The 2,961-nt window shown below is 64.6% G+C and carries 2 protein-coding genes; both read left to right on the forward strand.

The window, feature by feature from the left end:
- The coding region (locus AC1DVA_RS27310) for a right-handed parallel beta-helix repeat-containing protein (protein ID WP_476807974.1) at window positions 1-2,449 on the forward strand (2,449 nt) is incomplete at its 5' end.
- Window positions 2,450-2,584: 135 nt separating this feature from the next.
- Window positions 2,585-2,961, forward strand: a 377-nt coding sequence (locus tag AC1DVA_RS27315; RefSeq protein WP_476807975.1) for a class I SAM-dependent methyltransferase, incomplete at its 3' end; no start/stop codon positions are given.

Genomic DNA, 2,961 nt, shown 5'->3' on the forward strand with positions numbered 1-2,961 from the left:
CATCATCATCCCAATCGCCATCGTGGCCTATCTGGTCGCGCGGTTCGCCGGCACCTCGATTCCAAAGCTTCCCGGGCAGGATGTCGAAATCATCTCCGTCCGGTCGGGAGAGCTGGCCGCCCATCTCTGCGGCGCACTCGTGCTCGTCCTCCTGGGGCTCTGCAAAGTCAGGCGTGCCTGGCTCGTGGTCTCCATCGCGGCGGCTCTGCTCATCGCCAGCCAAAGCCGCGGCGGAATGCTTGCCCTGATGATTCCACTGGTCTTCGCGATGGTGTTCACGGGACAGTTGCGCCGCTTCGCCACGATCGGCGGTCTCATCGCCGTCGTCATGTGCGCGGCGTATGCGGCCGATCTCGAGATCGATCTGCCCAGGGGCGAAAGGCCGATCAGCGCCCGCGCGGTGATCGACAACGTCGCCAGCATCGCAATGCCAAGCGACGCCAACAATCTCGACGGCACCAAGCAATGGCGGCTGCGCTGGTGGGAAGCCATCCGCAACTATACCCTCCACGGGTCCTATTTCTGGACGGGCAAGGGCTTCGGCGTGAATCTGGCGGAAGCGGACGGCTTCGTCGTCGGCCTCGAGCGTGGCGGCCCGACACTGCGCAGCCCCCACAGCGTCCACATGACCTATCTCGCCAGAGGCGGGGTGCCGGGGCTGGCGCTTTGGGTGCTGACCTTCACCAGCTGGATCGTGGCGCTGCTGCGCATCGCGCGCGCCGCCTGGCTGCGCGGAGACCGGGACTGGTCGCGCTACTTCATCTTCCTCGTCTGCTATCTGGCCGCGATCGTCATCGATGCCTCCTTCGACGTCGCCCTCGAAGGGCCGATGCTCGGCATTCCCTTCTGGATCATCTTCGGCATCGGCCTCGGCTCGCTGATGATCTATCGGGGCATGCATGTGATAGACGCCCCCGCCTCTCCCCGTCCGGCGCTTCGCAACGGCGCGCGCATCGCAGGCGCTGCCATGCTGCTTGCGGCGGCTTGCCTGAGCGGCGGCCGCCCGTCCGAAGCCGCCGAAAGCACAGCATGTCCAGCTGCGGCGATCCCGGTTCCGGTCGGCTCGTCCATTCAGGCGCTCGTCACCAAGGCGCCGACGGGAGCGACATTCTGCATCGGCGCAGGGATACACCGGGCACAGCTCATCGCCCCGAAGGATGGACAGACCTTCATCGGCGAGCCCGGCGCGACCCTGAGCGGGGCCGAGCTGATCACCGATATGCGGCAGGAAGGGCGCTTCTGGATGGGATCAGCGGTGAAACTGGACATCCGCCCGTTCGGCACCTGCCTGAAGTCTCGCCCGCGCTGCAACGATGCGGAGCGCTTCTTTCTCGATGATCAGCCGCTGGAGCCCGTCTCCGCTCTCGCCGATCTGCGACCCGGCGCAGTGTTCCAGGATGCTTTGATGAGCCGCTTCTATCTCGCCGACGATCCCCGCGGCCGCAGGCTCGAACGCACGCTCCAGCCCTACGCTTTCCGCAATGACGGGGCGCGCAACGTCACCGTCAAAGGGCTGATCGTGGAGAAATATGCGACGCCGGCTCAGCRGGGCGCGATCTACGGCGACGAGGATCGGCGGGCAACCGACTGGCTGATCGAAGGCAACGAGGCTCGCTTCAACAGCGGATCGGGAATCGCGACGGGCGACAGGAGCGTCGTTCGCGGCAACAAGGTCCACCATAACGGTCAGCTCGGAATCTCGCCCAACGGCGTCGATGTCGTGATCGAGGACAACGAGATCTACGAGAACAACATCTTCGGTTTCGACGCCGCCTGGGAAGCCGGCGGCGTCAAGGCGGGGGCGGTGGAGCGCCTGACGCTGCGCCGCAACCATGTCTACGACAATTTCGGCTCGGGCCTTTGGTGCGATGTCGACTGTCGTAACATCCTGATCGAGGACAACCGGGTCGAGCGCAACGCCGATGCCGGCATATTCTACGAGATCAGYTTCGACGCGATCATCCGCAACAATATCGTCGGCCTCAACGGCACGGGACTGGGCGGCCAGCAGGGCAGCGCCTGGATCTGGGGAGCCGGCATCCAGATCGCCGCCTCACAAGGCGTCGAGGTCTACGGCAACACCGTCACCGTGGCGGAAGGCAGCGCCGGCATCGTGCTGGTCGATCAGGGCCGCGAGCGGATCGATCGGCCTGCTCGCGCGGCGGGCGCCGGAAAGACGTTCTACAGGACCGCCGGCAACAGCGTCCATGACAACGAAGTCATCTACAACGGGCGGGCTGGTATCTCCGGCGGCGCCAGCGACGTCGCAAGATTGAATCCGAATTTCGGGATCATCGAAACCGGCGGCAACCGTTTCGACCGGAACACCTATGTGCTGCGCCTGGCGGCTGCATCGCCCGCCTTCATCTGGGGGCACGGCGCGATCTCCTATGAGAGATTCCGCAATCTCGGCCAGGAGGCGAACGGCCAGCTCGTTCGCCCGAAATAACCTCGGGCCTCGCGAACCTACCCCTGACGGCGTAGTCCGGACGCTTGAAGCATCTAGTCCTTGGAGACGCGGCCCGAACACGCGGACGCGGGTAGAATTCGGCGCCGAGAACCGACATCGCGAGGTCCGAACCCCATGAACATGATACCGCGATCGTTCCGTCGCTCGCACTTCCGGGAGGAGCGGTTCAAGACCCATGTCCTGCCCATCATCGAGGGGTTGATCAGGGAGCGGGGATCATGCCGGATTCTCGATCTCGGAGGAGATGCGGAATACTGGCAGTACGATATCCCGACCTCGGGCGTCGAGATCTGCATCCTGAACATCGAAGCGCGAGAAGATCCCGCCGACCGGCGATTTCGCTTCGTCCAGGGGGATGCCCGCGACGTCGCGCAATTCGACGATCTCAGCTTCGACTTCGTCCACTCCAATTCGTTGATCGAGCATGTCGGCCGCTGGGAGGACATGAAGCGCGTCGCCGCCGAGATCAGGCGGCTTGCACCGTGCTACTA

The organism is Allobosea sp. P4_C6 (assembly GCF_056402015.1).